The organism is Pseudomonas batumici, from assembly GCF_036585405.1.
GTDB lineage: Bacteria > Pseudomonadota > Gammaproteobacteria > Pseudomonadales > Pseudomonadaceae > Aquipseudomonas > Aquipseudomonas batumici.
This window is the reverse complement of record NZ_CP144470.1, coordinates 4,928,013-4,942,807: the sequence shown is the minus strand read 5'-3', so window position 1 is coordinate 4,942,807 and position 14,795 is coordinate 4,928,013. Positions and strand designations below refer to the sequence as shown.

8 protein-coding genes and 1 pseudogene are annotated in these 14,795 nt (G+C 65.0%); all 9 read right to left on the bottom strand.

The window, feature by feature from the left end:
• Positions 1-21: 21 nt before the first annotated feature.
• A pseudogene (locus NUH87_RS22490) lies at positions 22-1,166 on the bottom strand (alginate O-acetyltransferase AlgX-related protein).
• Positions 1,166-2,581 carry an MBOAT family O-acyltransferase gene (locus NUH87_RS22485; RefSeq protein WP_338522732.1) on the bottom strand — a complete coding sequence of 472 codons (1,416 nt, stop codon included), beginning with the start codon at positions 2,579-2,581 and terminating at the stop codon, positions 1,166-1,168. The pseudogene NUH87_RS22490 and the gene NUH87_RS22485 overlap by 1 nt, the downstream one beginning before the upstream one ends.
• A 19-nt stretch (positions 2,582-2,600) precedes the next feature.
• Positions 2,601-3,278: a cell division protein FtsQ gene (locus tag NUH87_RS22480; protein WP_338522731.1), complete on the bottom strand. Its 678-nt coding sequence runs from the start codon at positions 3,276-3,278 to the stop codon at positions 2,601-2,603.
• Positions 3,275-3,961: an SGNH/GDSL hydrolase family protein gene (locus NUH87_RS22475; RefSeq protein ID WP_338522730.1), complete on the bottom strand. Its 687-nt coding sequence runs from the start codon at positions 3,959-3,961 to the stop codon at positions 3,275-3,277. Before NUH87_RS22475 ends, NUH87_RS22480 begins: the two co-directional genes overlap by 4 nt.
• A 19-nt stretch (positions 3,962-3,980) precedes the next feature.
• On the bottom strand, positions 3,981-7,877 hold the full coding sequence (locus NUH87_RS22470; protein WP_338522729.1) for a cellulose biosynthesis protein BcsC: 3,897 nt from the start codon (positions 7,875-7,877) through the stop codon (positions 3,981-3,983).
• A complete protein-coding gene (gene bcsZ, locus NUH87_RS22465; RefSeq protein WP_338522728.1) occupies positions 7,859-9,040 on the bottom strand; it encodes a cellulose synthase complex periplasmic endoglucanase BcsZ in 1,182 nt (393 codons plus the stop codon). Before bcsZ ends, NUH87_RS22470 begins: the two co-directional genes overlap by 19 nt.
• Positions 9,037-11,358 (bottom strand): cellulose biosynthesis cyclic di-GMP-binding regulatory protein BcsB, encoded by a 2,322-nt coding sequence (gene bcsB / locus NUH87_RS22460; protein WP_338522727.1) that lies wholly within the window; start codon positions 11,356-11,358, stop codon positions 9,037-9,039. The genes bcsZ and bcsB overlap by 4 nt, the downstream gene beginning before the upstream one ends.
• Positions 11,355-13,616, bottom strand: coding sequence for a UDP-forming cellulose synthase catalytic subunit (gene bcsA, locus NUH87_RS22455; RefSeq protein WP_338522726.1), 2,262 nt, complete (start codon positions 13,614-13,616; stop codon positions 11,355-11,357). Before bcsA ends, bcsB begins: the two co-directional genes overlap by 4 nt.
• Positions 13,613-14,710 (bottom strand): cellulose biosynthesis protein BcsQ, encoded by a 1,098-nt coding sequence (bcsQ, locus tag NUH87_RS22450; RefSeq protein ID WP_338522725.1) that lies wholly within the window; start codon positions 14,708-14,710, stop codon positions 13,613-13,615. The genes bcsA and bcsQ overlap by 4 nt, the downstream gene beginning before the upstream one ends.
• Positions 14,711-14,795: the final 85 nt, after the last annotated feature.

Genomic DNA, 14,795 nt, shown 5'->3' with positions numbered 1-14,795 from the left:
GTGCCCGCCTTCATCCACCGTTCAAGGCAAGCGCACGTCACCGTCATACGGCGTCTGCAGATCCCGCTCCGGAATCTCCCAGATCAGCAACTTCGGCGGCGTCTGCCGGAATGCCGGGCTGTCGAAGTAGGCTTTCGCCGCCCCGGAAAACTCGCCGCCATCCTTGGCAAAGTTACCCACCGGCGCCCCCACCGCAGCCTCCAGGAATCCGACAAAATTCGAGTTGCGCGAAAACGACGTGCCGATCAACGCGGTGTTCGGCAGATTGCCATCGCCAAACAGATCGTCGAGGTTCTCACCCGTTGCCGCATCGGCCCGTTCCTTGACCTGCGTCGTCGCCACGCTCTCGGCCTTTGGCTGCAGCGCCAACGGCAACCTATCAATCCCCGCCAACCGCACCAGGTCACCCGGGCGCACGGCACTGGCTTGCGTACTCAACTCATAGCCCTTGTGCGGCGTCGCACTGAACTTCAAGGCACTGACCGCCTCGACAATCCGCCCCGCCGCCGCCCTGGCCCCGGCCTCGCTCCAGTGGGTGTCGGTGCGCAGGTAGGCGCCCTCGCCCAGTGCCTGCAAACCCGGCGTCAGGTCCACCGCCGCCACGCCCGCGCCTTGCAGCCCGGCCAACCAGCCGGCAATCCGTGGCTGGAATGAGGCCGGACGCCTGAGCGCACACAGTTGCGCCGCCGCGATTCGGCTCTTGTCCGGCACCACCGCCACCAGCAACTCGATACCGCGTTTGTTCAACGCCTGGCGCAACTCGATCACCGCCTGCGCCTTGGCCTGGGCATTGACCGCCGCGTTACGGTTCAGTCGCAGTTCGTCACTCAGGAACAACCAGTCCGGGCAGCCTTCGCGTACCCGTGGCCCGAGGTCGCCGACGATCAGCCAACTGCCACCGCGTTCAAGGTCGGCGGCCTGTTCAGGCAACGGCGCATCCGACAGTGTCTTGGCGAAACGATGGGTGATTTCGCCGTGCAGGAGCATGTCCGGCGTCACCACCTTGGGCACGAACTCGATCGAACCCTTGATCATCAACCAGACGCAGGACAACGCCCCAACGCCAGGAACAGGGTGAATATCACGCCCGCCAGGGGACTGGCGCGCACCGCCAGCGCGCTGGGTGGCGTGGGGGCGACGGACGGGGATTGCGTTGGCTGGTTCATCAGAATTGGAAGTACAGAAAGGGCACGGCTTCACGGCTGGCGATCAGGGCGAACGACAGGGTGAACCCGAGCACGGGCCAAAGGGCCGCAGCCAACACGAACAGCTCGTTGCCTGCGAATCGTCGTTCCACCCGCGCCTGCAACAGCGGCGCGAGAATGCACACCAGACCCAGCAACGCCGCCAGTCCGTGCACCGGGCGCAAGGTCACGGCCAGGGCGTCGCCGAGGGCAAAGCCGTGCCGACCGAACTGGCCGCCGTACATGCTCAGGGCCGTGGCGAAGTCCGGCGAACGGAACAGCGTCCAGGCCAGGCAGACGAACAACAAGGTGGCGACATGGCAGGCCCAGAGCGGCAGACCCGGCAGGCTGGAACGCGACCAGGCCCGGTCGACGCACAACGCCACGCCATGGGCCGAGCCCCAGAGCAGGTAGTTCCAGCTGTCGCCGCCATGCCAGAGCCCGGCGATGGCCATGGTCAGGAACAGGTTGTGGTAGGTTTTCCACATACCTTTGCGATTGCCACCCAGGGCGATGTACAGGTAGTCGCGCAGCCAACTGGACAACGACAGGTGCCAGCGCCGCCAGAAGTCCTGGATGCTGTAGGCCAGGTAGGGTCGGTTGAAGTTTTCCGGAAAGTGAAACCCCAGCATGAGCCCCAGGCCGATGGCCATGGCGCTGTAGCCGGCGAAGTCGAAGAACAGCTGCAGCGAATACGCCAGGCAACCGATCCAGGCGTCGGCGAAGGACGGGTTGTCCAGGTGAAAGGCCACGTCCACCAGCGGCGACAAGGTGTCGGCCACCAGCACTTTCATGCACAGGCCGATCATGAACCGGCGCGCGCCCAGGGAGAAATTCGGCCAGTTGAAATAGCGCTGGTTCAGCTCGCGACGGACCCAGTCATAACGAATGATGGGCCCGGCGATCGAATGGCCGAACATGGAAATGTAGGTGGCGTAGTTGATGAAGCTGCGCTCCACCGGTACCACGTGGCGGTGCACGTCCACCAGGTAGGAGATCGCCTGCAGGACAATGAACGACAACCCCGCCGGCAAGGCCACGCGCTGCCAGGCCATGGGCATGGCGCCGTACCAGGTGATCCACTGGTTCCAGGTCGCGGCGAGGATGTTCGCGTACTTGTACCAGCAGAGCACGGCGGTGTTGATCACGACCAGCGCGATCAACAGGCGTATCCGGCCCCGCGAATCCTCCCGCGAGCGGTCCACCAGCAAGCCACCGACCCAGGCCAGCAGTGTCAGCACCATGTGCAGGAACAGGAACAGCGGACTCAACCAGCCATAGAACAACCAACTGCCCAGCAACAGGATGAGGTTACGCCAGCCAGGTCGGGCCAGGGCATAGACCAGCAGGAACGCTGGCAGGAACAGTGTCAGGAATTCAAGCGAGGCGAAGACCATGGCAACGGGCGCTTCCGATTCAGTTGGACAAGCTATCCGTGGCGGTAATCAGGCGCGGCCCCGTCGACGAAGGCAGTAATAACAAACTGTAGCGCTTGTTCGCTTCCAGCGCCCCGAGTTCGACCGTCGAACCCACCGGGCTGCCCGCGCAGACCAACTGCACCGCCAGCGATGCCCGTGGATTCAGCTCCTGGCGCCGGGGGTTGCCGGCAGGCGCCTTCTGGAACAGGTCGACATCACGCCCGGCCAGGTTGACCCGCGCATCGCTACAACCGGAGTCGGCATCGAACAGCGCCAGCGATGCCTTGAGCTGGTTGGGGATATCGAAGGCCTCGCTGACCAGCACTTGCCGGATGCCCTGCCGCGCATCGACCAGGGCGAACACCGTGGCGAAATCGCCCGCGTTCACCTTCACGTCCAATGGCACGCTTTTGCCGTCGCGGCTCAAGGTGCCCCTGATCGGCCGACCGCCCGACACCGGTATAAAGCCGCTGACCGCCTGGCCATTCTCCAGTTTCAGGCTGGTCTTGGCGCCCTCGGGCGTCAGTTCCAGAGAGGTGTCGCCGGCATTGACGAAGCGCAGGTAGGCCGAGTCCTGGGACGGGCCGGTGGGATACAAGGCAATGGGACCGCTGAATGCACTCGCACTCAGGGCCAGGCCGGCCAGGGCGCCAACGCCATTTAAAATCCGTTTCACTTGGCTGCTCCTTTCACCGCTTCGGCGGGCAGTTCGTTCAATGATTTACCAATGGCCGCCGCCCAGGATTTGTAGCCGGCGATGGTGAAGTGCTGGCCGTCGGAGGTGGTCCACTCGCCGGGCTTGGAGAACTTGGTCGAGTCGATGTAGGTGCACGGCGCGACCATATTCGCCAGGGTGCCCGCCACCAACTGGGTGCGGACCTGGTTCTTGCCGTACTGGTTTTCATTGGTGTTGCTGCCGTTGGCCTTGCCCCACGCCGGCCCTACCCACACGCACTTGGCACCGCTGTCGGCGATCTGCTTGGTCAGCGCGGTGACGCTCTGGTAGGCCCAGACCTTGGGAAACGGCGTGGTCTTGTAGGAAGCCATGGTGTCGCCCATGATCAGCACCACCAGGTTCGGCTTGTCCTTGGCGATCACGTCCTTGATCGGTTGCGTGTCCAGGGTGCCGCGACTCATCACCTTGATCTTTTCGCCCGGCTCGCGAATCGCGCCGCAATCGAGCTTCAGCTTGGGGGTGACCCAATCCGCCGGGTTGGCGCCGCAGGCACCGATGGCGTGGACCTGGGCGCCTTGCTGGGTCAGGTTGTCGTAGAGCGGATTCATCAGCGAGTCGGGGAAACTCATGTGGCTTTCGCCAATCACGAGCAAGGTCAAACCTGCGAGTACGGAAGAAGCCATGAATCATTTCCTCGTTGAGTCAATTCGAATAAGGGGAGCCGAAGGGGCTGACCGGCAGGGCCATCGGCCCGGTCATGTCCTCGAAGGTGTAGCGCAGGTACAGGCCGCCACTGAGCTGCCGGTAATCGCTGGAGTTGTCCACGCCCAAGGTGCCGCCGAGGAAGAAGCTCGAACCGAACTTGTACTCGCCGGCGGCATTGAGGCTGTAGCCGATGCCGGTCTTGCTGGTGCTGCCGTAGCCGGTCAGCCCGGCGGCCGTGGCCCGTGGTTGCAACTCGCTGTGGCCGGGGAAGACCTCGGCGCTGTCCTGGCCGATATGCTGGACACCCACCGAGCCTTTGATCCGGTAGGTGAAGCGCTCGGTGCGTTGCGACCAACTGATCGGCACGCCCAGGGCGAAGAAGGTCTGCGGGCTGAAGTAACCGCCGTGGCCGTAGGTGTAGAAGTCCTGGTTGTTGGCATAGGTCAGCGCCGAACCGCTCAGGCCCAGGGTGAGGATGCTGTCGGGGGCGTTGCGCAGGTACCAGTAGATACCGCTGCCCAGTTCGAAGCGGTTGTTCGACTCGACGTTGTTACCCAGCAGCACATGCGCCGAACTGTAGCCGTAGGCGCCGACTTGCTGGTCGTCGTAGCTCAGTTCACCGCGTACGCCGTTGGCCGTCACACCGCCCCACTTGTCCCCGGTGCGCGAATCGCGGGAGCCGGCAAAGGAGGTCACGCTGTCGGTCACCGCCCGGCGCGAGACACTCACCCCGTAGCGGTAATCGGAATTGCCGTCGAAGGGTCGATTGAGGCTGACACCGCCGATCGGCGTGCTGTAGAGGAAGCCCACGGGGCTGACACCCAGATCGGCCTTGAGGCCTTGCTCCTTGTCCCGGTAGGCCACGGCCACGCCGGTGCCGTTGGCTGTCTGCGAACCGACGGGGTCCAGGCCGCTGGCCCCGAAACGCGCCTGGGCGGAATTGGAACTGTCCGGGCTGCCGGAAGACAGCGACACCGGGGTGATCTGCAGCGCCATGCTGGCGCTGTTGTCGCCCACCGGCACGCTGACTTCGAACGGGGCCTCGATGTCCGTCAGCTTGCTCAGGCCCTTTTCGCCGTTGTTGCTGCGCACGGTCAGTCCCTGGGCGACATAGCCGGTGCGATCTTCGACGATCTCGTTCAAGGCCCGTTGCGCAGGGCTCAATGCCGGACGCGAGGTGCTTTCGCGGGCGTAGGGATTGTCGAAGGCATTGGCCGCCACTAGACCGCTCCTGCGTTCGATCGCCGTCGGTACCGCGTCGCTGTCGCCGCTGCCCAGGCCCACGCCCAAGCCTACGACCGGGGCATTGACCGGCGGCGGAACCTGGTTCGCCGATGCCAGGGTGGTCACCTGACTGCGTTGTCCGGGCAAGCCGACGAAGGGGTTGGCGGACTGCGCCGGGGCTTGCGCGGGCGCCATGACATAGAGCTCCTGGCGCTGGCTGTCTTCGATCTCGATGGCCTTGCGCAGCAGCTTGCCGGCCTCGCCGGTCTTGCCCATGCCACGATAGATCCGCGCGGAAGCGGTCAGGGTCTGCGGCACCCCGGGCTCCAGCTCGAGGGCCTTTTTCACCGATTGCTCGGCCAGGTCGAAGTCCCGTCCTTGCAGGGCGATATCGGCCAGTCCCAACTGCAGTTTCGCATTGCCCGGGTCGGCCTTGATCAGCGGTTCATAAAGCTCCCGGGCCTTTGCCGTATTGCCGCTGGCGGCATACATGCGCGCCAGGGACGATACCGCCTGGCTGTCGTTGGGCCGTTGCTTGAGGGCCGGCGACAGCATGTCGAAGGCCGCCACCAGGTCGTTCTTTTCCCGCAGCTGATCGGCCTGCTTGACCCGGTAGAGGAACAGCAGGTCCTCATGGCGCTTGCTGGCGGTCTCGCTCATCGGCTTGCCCTGCAAGTCCCGCAGGATATCGCTGGCCTGCACGTCCTGGTCGGCCTTGAGCAGCACCCCGGCATAGAGCAATTGCAGGTCGGGGGTCGACGGCGACTTGTCGAGCAACTGGCGCATCAGGCTCACGCCCTGTTGCGGGTTGCCGGCTTCGGCATAAGCCGCCGCCAGCACGGCAACCCGCTCGGGCTTCTGCCCGGCCAGCGGCTCGCAGCGCGACAGCAGGGCCCAGGCTTCCTGGCGCTGGCCACGGCGGGCCACGTCCACCGCCAACTCGGTCTGCAGATGCAAACGGATATCCAGCTCCATCTCATTCATGTCGCGGCTGCGCTTGTCCGGCGGGATCCGCGACAGGGTGCGCTTGGCCTTGCTCCACTCACCCAGTTCGGCCGAGAGCAAGGTACTGGTGTAGAGCGCGTCGGGCTGATCGGGTTGTTGCTTGAGCAATTCGTCGATCAGGTCGCGGGCCACCTGGGTCTGGCCGTCACGCAGGTAGACACGGGCCAGGGCGAAGCGGGTCCAGGGATTTTTCGGGTCGTCGGCCAGCGCGTCCTTGTAGGCCTTTTGCGCCGCTGCCAGATCACTGCGACGTTCGGCCAGCTTGGCCACCTGAATGGCGCGCAGGGCACGAATTTTCACGCTGGGTGCCAGGCGTGCCTGGTCCGCCGCCGACAATCCGTCGATCAGGCGCAACGCCTCGTCGGACTTGCCGCCCCGGGACAGTACGTTGATCAGCCCGGCCAGCGCCTCCGGATAATTCGTCGTGCGCGCCAGCACCTGCCGGTAACCGGCCTCGGCGGCGTCCAGTTGCCCGGCCTGGGCCTGCCAGTTGGCCAGGGCCGTGGGACCGGCCGGCTCGGCGGGATTCTTGGCAATCGCCTGTTCGATCAGTTCGCGGGCCTGGGCCTGGCGACCGCCGCGCTGGGCCTCGCCGGCCTTGTCCAGCAGGATCCAGTAGCGCACGTCCTCGAGGGCTGCGTTCCACTGCGCGCCGCCCGGCAGGCGGGTGGCTTGCACCAGGTAGCTTTCGGCCTCGCCCAGGCGCTTCTGCTGCTGGCGCACGATGCCCATACCACCGAGGGCATCGTAGTCGTTGGGGCGCTCCTTGAGACGGGCCTGCAGGGCCTGTTCGGCAGCGGCGATATCACCGCCATCGAGAGCCTTGAGACCGCGCGCCACCTGCGGGTCGCGCTGCCAGCCGGCACCGCCACGACCCTGGGCGATGCCCTTGTCCATGAGGGCACGGATCTCGTTATCGCTGGGGTGCGCCTGCAAATACTGCTGGAACAACGACACCTGGTCGCGGGACGGCGGCCCCAGCCATTGCAAGGCGAAGCGCCAGGTTTCGTCGGCGTTGCCGCCGATGTCCGGGTTGTGCGACAGGCGCGCCAGGGCGCGAATGCCTTCCGCACGACTGTCGGGGTTGCGCGCCAGGTGCAGGGCCAGGAACAGGTCGAGGATCGCGTCGTCGGGGCGCTCCCGACGCAGCCGCTCCAGGCCCGCGCGGGCCTCGGGCCAACCACCGGTGGCAAAGCCCAGGGTGTTGTAGTACTCACGGGCGATCAGGCCTTGCGGCGGGTGTCCGTCGAGCAATTGCCGGTACACCGCCACCGCTTTGTCGCGCTCGTCGGCATCGCTCAGTTGCCGGGCCTTTTCCAGCAGTTGCTGCTTGTCGTCCGGGCTCAGGGCGATGTCCTGCTCCAGTTGCAGGGCCAGGCGCGGCAGCGGCTTGATCGCCTGCAACCGGGCCAGGTACTGGCGGGCACCGTCCAGGCGCTTGCGCTGCAGGTCGATCAGGCCCAGGCCATAGAGCGCGTCGGGCTGCTCGGGGGCCAGGTTCAACAGCTTGCTCCAGGCTTCGGCGGCCCGGTCGGGATGTTCCTTGGCCTGCCAGTAGTAACCCTGCTGGATCAGCAGCGACTGCGGGGTGCCGATATCGGCGGCCAGGCCCGGCAGGGCGACCAGCGCGGCACACACCGCCAGGGCTAGGGTTTGCTGGCGCATGGAGCCTCCCAGGACACTTTCAAGGTACCGTCCTTGTTGAACTGATAACGTTTTTCGCTCCAGCCCAGTGAAAACAGGCTCAACATCACGTGGTAGTACTGGTGCTGGTTGTAGGCCGGATCGGCGGGATTGCGGTAGTGCGCGATGGCCTCGTCGACGATGCGCAGCTGTTGGTCCGCCAGCAACGGCAGGCCCTTGGCCCGCAGGTAGGGCACCAGGGACGCAGAGAAACCGTAAGGGCCGATGCCCTCGGTGACGCCGGTGACGACCTGGACCTTTTCCGGCGGCACGCCGGTGGAAGCGACGGACTGGGCCATGCCGTCGAGGCTGTCGAGGATCGGCTTGGCCAGCGGGTCCGCGGGTGAGGTCAGGCCGGCCCACAGGTAGGTGCGGATGGCGTCGTAGCTGCCCTGGGCCGAGGTGAACTTGTCGACCACGAACATGCCCTTGTTGACGTCCGTCCCCCGGTAGCCGACCCAGTCGGGCACGAAGCCGAAACGGTTCATGTTCTTGTCGGCGATCATCTTCGCAGTGCTTTCGGCGATCTCCTTCCAGGCGCCGGACGGGCTCTCCAGGCTGAAGCGCCGCAACAGCGGGATCGGCGTATAGCTGGCGTTGAAGCGCCAGAGCTGGTCCGGGTGCTCATAGCCGACCGGGCCCGGCAGCAACATCCTGCCCAGGCCCGGGATGTTGCGCACCAGGGTCTTGTCCAGGTTGTCGAGAATCCGCCGGGCATCGCTGCGGTACTCGGGCTTGTGCCACAGGCGGTCGGCCTCCAGCAGCGCATAGGCGATCCAGAGGTCGGCATCGCTGGCCGAGTTACGGTCGAGCACGCCCCAGGTGCCGGTGTTCGTCGCTCCCCACAGCCAACCGGGCAGATTCTGCGCGATATCGGCGCCGGCCATGTTGTCGCGGGTCCAGTGCCACAGTGTCTCGAAGGTCAGCGGATCGTTGCCGACCAGGGCGAAGAACATCCCGTAGGCCTGGCCTTCCGAGCTGCTCTGGTTGGGGTCCATGCTCGACCCCAGCATGCGCCCGTCCTTCTGCACGAAACGCTCGGCGTAGTCTTTCCACAGCGGCCAGTTCTGCAATGAGCAGGACTCGGCCCGCGCGGCCATCGGCACCAGCAGCGCCAAGGACAACACGAGTGTGCGCAGGATCATGACAGGCGCTTCCTGGCACGGGCACGCAGGGCGAGGAACAGCAGGCTGGCCACCAGCAACAGTCCCGCCACGGTCACCAGCAGCATCCAGTGCATGTTCTGCGACAACAGCCATTGCACGCGCTTGAACAGGTTCAGCTCGCCGACGTAATACTGCTCGTCGGCCACCAGCGAAGTGATCTGCGTCCCCTGCACCACCGCCAGGCTGCCCTGGAGGCTGTCCTTGTAGGCGTCGCCGCCGATCATCGCGGCCGAGGCCTCGGCCAGCCCGTCGGGCTTGCCGCTGGCAATCACCACCACGCTGCGGCCGGACTTGAGCGGCGATTCGAAACCGGCCAGGTAGGTGCTGCTGCGCGGACCGCTGTAGCTCAGGTTCAAGGTCGGCTTGCGCTGGTTGGCCTCGGCGTCCGGGCTGATCCACTGGCGCACGCGCAAGGTCAGGTCGGACAACGAGAAGCTGTGGTTTTCTCCCGAAGCAACGGCCGGCAACCGGTCGGCCCACAGCTTGAGCAAAGGCTGGTTGTCGCCCGAGGCAAGCACCAGCAGGTCCTTGTCACTGACCGAGCGCACCTCCGCGGCCGTCACCACCTGCACGGCGGTGGCCGGGTAGCCGGTGGACTCGCCGAAGCGACCGAGCACGGTCAGGTAGGCGCCCCACTCCGCCGACCCGCTGCCATCGGGCAGCACCACGGCGCTCTGCGAAAGGTCGGCCAGGCGGGTGAACGGGAAGCCGCTGTCGTTGAACACGCCCAGGTTCGGCAAGGCGATGTAGTGGTTGTAGCCGCTCAGGTCGAGGGTCGAATCCGGGTCGACCAACCCGCGCATGTTGTCGATGATGATGTCGCGGCATTCGCCCTGCTTGATGTAGTCGAACATGAACCGCAGTTGCAGTAGCGACTGCGCGCCGGCGGAGCCCAAGGGGATCCGTACCGTGGCTTCGCGGGGCAGGCTTTCGTCCTTCTGCAACAGCGTCAGCAGGCTTTCTCCACCGCCCAGGCTCTTCATCGAAGGCAGGGGCATCGACTTCATGAAGGTGTCGTTCAGACTCACCAGCAACGCGGAATTGCTCGACGCCTGCTGCGGCGTGTAGCGGTATTTCAGGTCCAGCCGTACGCCTTCGTCGCGCCAGTGGAACAGATCCGGCGGCAGGCGCAGCGGCACGCTGATCGAGCCTGGGTTGTAGCCCGATACGCTGAGCAGCTTGGGATCGAGCAGTTCGCCGAGCTTCACCGGCCGGTCGGACGGCAGCCAGTTGGGCGCGTCATAGGGCTTGCGCGGGCTCAGCGAATCCAGACGCTCGATGACCACGCTGTTGCCCACCAGCGCCTTGTTGCCCAGGGCCACCGCCAAGGCCGCGAGCTTGAGTTCGGCGCCGTCGCGGCCGGCGACGACCAGGACCTTGCCGTGGGAGTCGCCGGGATGGCTCACGAGGCTGACCGTCGGGCCCTTCGGTGCGGGAATGGTCAGCCCACCCAGCTGCACGGCGTCCTTGCTCTCGACCAGGACGATGGCGTTGCCCTTGTCCGGCAGCTGTCCCACATTGCCGGTAAAACGGGCCCCGCGATAAGCCGCCAGGGCCCCCAGCCACGACGACAGCGCACCGGCCCCTTCCAGGGCGGCAGGATCCGGCGCCTTGGCAAACACGAACGGCAGGTTCAATGGGCGCGCGTCGCGACGGTCGAAAAACGGCAGTGGCAGGATCGACAGATCGTCCTTGAGCGGGATCGGCGACACGTTGAGTTCGAGCTGCGAACTGTTGTTGATCTTGGCCCACAGGCTGCTGTGCTGCGGGTCCTCGCACTGCATGGTGTAGTGCCCGATGAACTGCAGGCGCAGGCGGTTGAACTCGGTGATCAGGTGCGCCGGAATATTCACCACCTGCTCTTGCGGCTTGCCGGCGCCGTCCTTGGGCAGGGCCAGGCTGGCAGCCACTTCATCGTTGACCAGCACGTTGATCTGCGACAGGTCGGCCAGCAACGCCGGCGAATAGCTGTAGCGCAGCAACAATTGCGCACTGTTGACCACCTCGTCGGCGCGGATGTTGAAGCTGACGCTGTCGGCCGCTTCCACGCCCTGCAGGTTCATGGTGTCCAGGCGCCCCAGTTGCTTGAGGGTCAGGCTGTGGCTGTAACTGTCGGCCGGCGCTTGCGGCGCGACGTTGGCCGGCACGACGTTGGCCGGCACGACAGGTACCGCGGCGGCGGTCTCGGCCCAGGCATCATGGACCAGCCCACCCAGGCACAGCGCGGACGAAGCCAGGAGCATGAGCGAACGACGTGTGTGACGCAAAGCGCTGCGGGTCAAAGGTGTGTGGGTCATGACTTGTCCATAAGTGGTTCGAGCGGTTTCAAAGAAGCCTTTTTCCTGACAGCTGGAGCCGGGCGCGCAGACGCCTGCGGGTCGACCCGACGCTGACGCACCGGCAGCAACAGCGCCTTGACCAGCGTGCCCATGCCGGCCAGGCCGATGGCACTGACCTCACGCAAGGCCGACAGCGGTGTATCGAGCTTCCCGCTGCCCCAACTGGTGGCCCAGGTGTCGGCGCGGGAAAAGGTCATGCGCACCAGCTCGCTTTGCTGGCGCAGGGTCAACGGGTCAAACAGCGCCCCCAGGTACTGTCCCTTGCTGAACACCACCGTGGTGTCGAACTCGCAGGTAATGGCACTGCGGGACAGCGTCACCCGCACCCGCTCACCCGCCGTGACCGTGGTGCCCACCGGCAACTTGATGCCGAGCCCGCGCTGGGAGAAGTCCTGGGTCACGCCATGCACCGACGAGCCATCGGGCAGTTCGACCTTGACCGGCAATTCGGCGCCCACCCGCGGCTCGGCACGGATCTGCCGCGACTCACTGGCCACCGCCACCGCGGCACTGGTGATGATCAGGTTGTAGAGGGTCCAGAGGGCGTTGATCAGCACCGTGATCGCCGTGTCAGGATCGCCCCAGATCCATTGGTGGACGGCAAAGCCCAGCCCGGTGAGGTTCAGCACCAGCAGGACGAGATAGGGCCGGGCCAGCTTCCAGTCGAAGAACTGCTGGTCGATGATCCCGCCCTTGTCGGTGACGTTGAAACCGCCGAAGCCGGGCTTGACCAGCGCCATCAGCACCGGCGGCATGATGTACCAGGCCAGCACCGTCTCGTAGACCTCGTTCCAGAACGAATGCCGGAAACGTCCCTGGATACAGGAGTTGGTCAGGTTGGAATGGAACAGGTGCGGCAGCACGTAGGCGGTGATCATCAACGCTGAAGCGTGGAAGATCTGCGCACCGAAGATCAGGTACGCCAGGGGCGCGGTGAGGAACACCAGGCGCGGCAAGCCATAGAAAAAGTGCAGCATGGCGTTGGCGTAGCAGATCCGTTGGCCGAGCTTGAGACCCTTGCCCATCAGCGGGTTGTCCAGGCGGAAGATCTGCGCCATGCCCCGGGCCCAGCGGATACGCTGGCTGATATGCCGCGACAGGCTTTCGGTGGCCAGACCCGCCGCCTGGGGGATCGCCAGGTACGCGGTGTTGTAGCCGGCCCGGTTGAGCTTGAGGGCGGTGTGGGCATCCTCGGTGACGGTTTCAATCGCCACGCCACCGATTTCCTCCAGAGGCTGGCGCCGCAGGATGGCGCAGGAGCCGCAGAAGAAGGTGGCGTTCCACAGGTCGTTGCCATCCTGCACCAGCCCGTAGAACAGCTCGCCTTCGTTGGGCACGGCGCGGAAGGTCTTGAGGTTCTTCTCGAACGGATCCGGCGAAAAGAAAAAGTGCGGTGTCTGCAACATCGCAAGCTTAGGGTCCTTGAGGAACCAGCCCATGCCGATCTGCAGGAAGGAGCGGGTCGGCACATGGTCGGCGTCGAACATGGCGATGTACTCGCCATCGGTCACCTTGAGGGCCGCATTGAGGTTGCCGGCCTTGGCGTGGGCGTTATCGCCACGGGTGATGTAGTTGACGCCGATGCTCTGGCAGAACCTTCGAAACTCGTCGCGACGGCCGTCGTCCAGCACATGCACCCGCAGCTTGTCCTTGGGCCAGTCCATCGCCTGGGCGGCGAAGATGCTTAGCTTCACGATGCTCAAGGATTCGTTGTAGGTGGGGATGAAGACGTCCACCGTCGGCCAGTCGCTGGGGTCAGCGGTCAGCAGCACCGGCCGCCGGCGCAAGGGCCAGGCGGTCTGCACATAACCGAAGAGCAGCACCACCAGGGCGTAGAGCTCCGCCAGCACCAGGCCATAGCCGAAGGCGATGTCCAGCCAGCCGTCAAAACCGAGGGTCTCGGTCAGGCGCCAGTACATATAGCGCAGCGAGGCGACCAGCGAGAGCACGATCAGCAACAGGATCGGCCAACGTCCCGGCACGCGCTTGACCAGCAAGGCCAGGCCGAAGCACAGCGCGGCGAACAGGCATTGGCTGTAAAGGTCCAGCGGTGCGCTGACGATGCTGAGCAGCAACAACCCGCCCAGCAGCGAACTGCCCAGGATCAGTGTCTTGCGCAATGCCGCCGGCCATTGATTGAAGCGTGCCAGCCAAGCGTTGAGGCGCAGTTCGGAGCGCCCCGGGGGATGGGGCGTAAGGTTTGGATCGCGGGTCATGACAAAGAGGACTCTTGCGTACCGTGCATGAGCAGTTCGCACAGCGAACCTGTAAGGTCGAGGACGTCCTGACAGCCTCGGGTGCTTGGGGTATGCGCCAGCGGATTGCGCTCGTACGCCAGGGCTTCACTGATGAAATGATCCTGGCGGATCACCCCCAACAGCTGATGGCCTGTTCTTTTCTTCAGCACTTCGCAGAGGTCGAGGCTGAACTGGCGGGACGTGTCCAACTGGTTGATCACGACTTTGTATTGCGCGGGGTTTTCCCGTTGCAGGTAGGGCGCCAGCAGCCGGTCCAACTGGTTGAGGCTGGTGTAGGCGGCCGCATCGGCCAGTGTCACCCCCAGCACGACATCAGCGATTTCAAGGGCCTGGGCCAGGTACACCGTCGCCCCTGGCGGGGTGTCGATGACCACAGTGTCCTGCTCATCCAGGGCCAGCTGCGCCAAATTGCGGGCCAGCCAGAGACGATCGTTTTCCAAGCAGTGTTCCAGGGACCGACGAACCGGCTCGCCGGCGACGCCATACGCCAGGCAACGGCTACCGGCGAAGCCTTTGCGAATCAGCGGTTGCCAATCTTCGTCAACGCTGTCGGACGCGGCGATACCCGGCCAGTCCTCGCTGCCGCCCAGGTGCAGGCACAAGGCATTCTGCGGGTCCAGGTCAAGCGCGAGCGTGCGCCCGCCGGAGCGTTTGATCGCACAGGCAAAGGCAGCGGCCAGGGTGCTCTTGCCCACCCCGCCCTTGGCCGAGACAACCACGATCACCTTGGCCTTGAGCCTTGGCGCAGCGTGCCCAACGGGACGCTCGACAGACACGCCAGCGCGCTGTTGTTCAATTTCCACCAGCAGCCGGCTCAGCGGCGTGGGAGACGACGCGATGACGCTCAAGGGTTCGGCCGGCTGTGGGACGAGGTGGGAAGCCTGAGGTTCTGGCGCCGGGATTTCGCAGGCTCGTTGCGCCGTGTCCAGGCCAAGGTTGAATGGCTCCACAGCGTCTTCGATGTAGTCGTAGCCGGGTTCGATTTCCCGATAGCTCTCGACACTCCCCCCAAATCGATTGAACAGATTTGCAATGTCATCCGAACGGTGCATGTAGGTATCCCTTCGTACAATCAGGTTCAACTCAAATGTAGGGGGACAAGCACACGCCTAATTCGCACATTCCATTGCCCATGGT

What these genes read in the sequence shown, in the direction of transcription:
- NUH87_RS22485 (WP_338522732.1), bottom strand. Translation starts at nt 2,581, where the DNA reads ATGGTCTTCGCCTCGCTTGAATTCCTGACACTGTTCCTGCCAGCGTTC.
- NUH87_RS22475 (WP_338522730.1), bottom strand. Translation starts at nt 3,961, where the DNA reads ATGGCTTCTTCCGTACTCGCAGGTTTGACCTTGCTCGTGATTGGCGAA.
- NUH87_RS22470 (WP_338522729.1), bottom strand. Translation starts at nt 7,877, where the DNA reads ATGCGCCAGCAAACCCTAGCCCTGGCGGTGTGTGCCGCGCTGGTCGCC.
- bcsZ (WP_338522728.1), bottom strand. Translation starts at nt 9,040, where the DNA reads ATGATCCTGCGCACACTCGTGTTGTCCTTGGCGCTGCTGGTGCCGATG.
- bcsB (WP_338522727.1), bottom strand. Translation starts at nt 11,358, where the DNA reads ATGACCCACACACCTTTGACCCGCAGCGCTTTGCGTCACACACGTCGT.
- bcsA (WP_338522726.1), bottom strand. Translation starts at nt 13,616, where the DNA reads ATGACCCGCGATCCAAACCTTACGCCCCATCCCCCGGGGCGCTCCGAA.
- bcsQ (WP_338522725.1), bottom strand. Translation starts at nt 14,710, where the DNA reads ATGCACCGTTCGGATGACATTGCAAATCTGTTCAATCGATTTGGGGGG.